The organism is Achromobacter sp. GD03932, from assembly GCF_029839485.1.
Lineage (GTDB): Bacteria > Pseudomonadota > Gammaproteobacteria > Burkholderiales > Burkholderiaceae_B > Achromobacter > Achromobacter bronchisepticus_A.
The window spans coordinates 1-1,215 of record NZ_JAOCAT010000073.1 but is presented as its reverse complement, the minus strand read 5'-3'; the positions used below and the strand labels follow the sequence as shown (position 1 = coordinate 1,215).

Below are 1,215 nucleotides of genomic sequence, written 5' to 3'. Positions count from 1 at the left end.
ACCTGCCTGTTGCCGCGCGGGCGGAGCGGCGGGCGGGGGCGGCTGCGGCTCGACCTCCGCGTCGAGGAAGTCATCACCGAGGTGCGGCTGGAGTTCAGCCGTCATCGCAAGGAGGCCAAGAACCATCACGCATTCGCCGAGATTCGAAACCGCTGCGTGCGGCGGGGCTTGATACCGCCCTCGCACAACACGTTGCGAAGCCGCTTCGCCGGCGTTCCGGCGCGTGAGCGCGTCGGCCTGAAGTACGGAAAGAAGGTGGCTCGTGAGCGATACGAGCATATCCGAGGCAAGACGCCCGAAACGACGTTTCCACTTGAGCGTATCCAGATCGACCACACGCTCGTCGACGTGGTCTGCGCGAGCGCTTTCGACCGTGAGCATGTCGGCCGTCCCTGGATCACTATCGCGCTCGACGAATGCACCCGAGCCGTCCTCGCGTTCGTGCTGACCTGGGAATATCCAAACGCCTCGACCGTCGCTCAGTGCATGACGCGGGTGATGACGCCCAAGGATGAGTGGCTGGAGCGCGTCGGCGTTCCACTCCCATGGCCGATGTATGGCACGCCCAATAGCGTCTATCTCGACAACGCAGCTGAGTTTTGGTCACGCGCCCTGTTCTATGGGTGCAGGGAATACGGCATCGCGCCGCCCGAGCATCGCCCGCCAGGGCTGGTCCATTTCGGCGGCATCATTGAACGCTTCATGGGCACGGCGATGGACCAGATGCGGCTGCTCCCCGCAGCAACCGCCCGTGATCGCGGCTTCGACAAGGTCAAGACCCGCAATCCGAACGAGGCGGCCGAGATGACCCTCGATGAGCTAGAGGTCTGGATGCTCGAGTTCATCTGCGGCCAGTATCACGTCCGGCCGCACAGCACGACCAAGCAGCGCCCGGATCTGGCCTGGGAGCGCGGCATCTATGGCACCGAGAAGCGTGCAGGCGCCGGCCTCCCGCCGATCATCGCTGACAAGCAGAAGCTCTATCTCGACTTCGCCGACATCGAAGACCGGACGATCGAGCGCTACGGCATGCGCTGGGACAATATCGAATACTGGGACGAGGTGTTGCGGCCGTTCCTGGACGCTGGAGAGCAACGCAAGTTCGTCGTCCGCCGAAACCCCTACGACGCCTCACGCATCTACTTCCTCCACCCAATCGAGGGGACCTATTGCGAGCTGCGCTGCGAGCAGATTACCCTTCCCAACGTGTCGGTG

The 1,215-nt window shown here is 63.6% G+C and carries 1 protein-coding gene; it reads left to right on the top strand.

The annotated features are described in order from the left end of the window. On the top strand, positions 1-1,215 hold a 1,215-nt coding region (locus N5C88_RS31400; protein WP_033943667.1), incomplete at both ends, for a Mu transposase C-terminal domain-containing protein.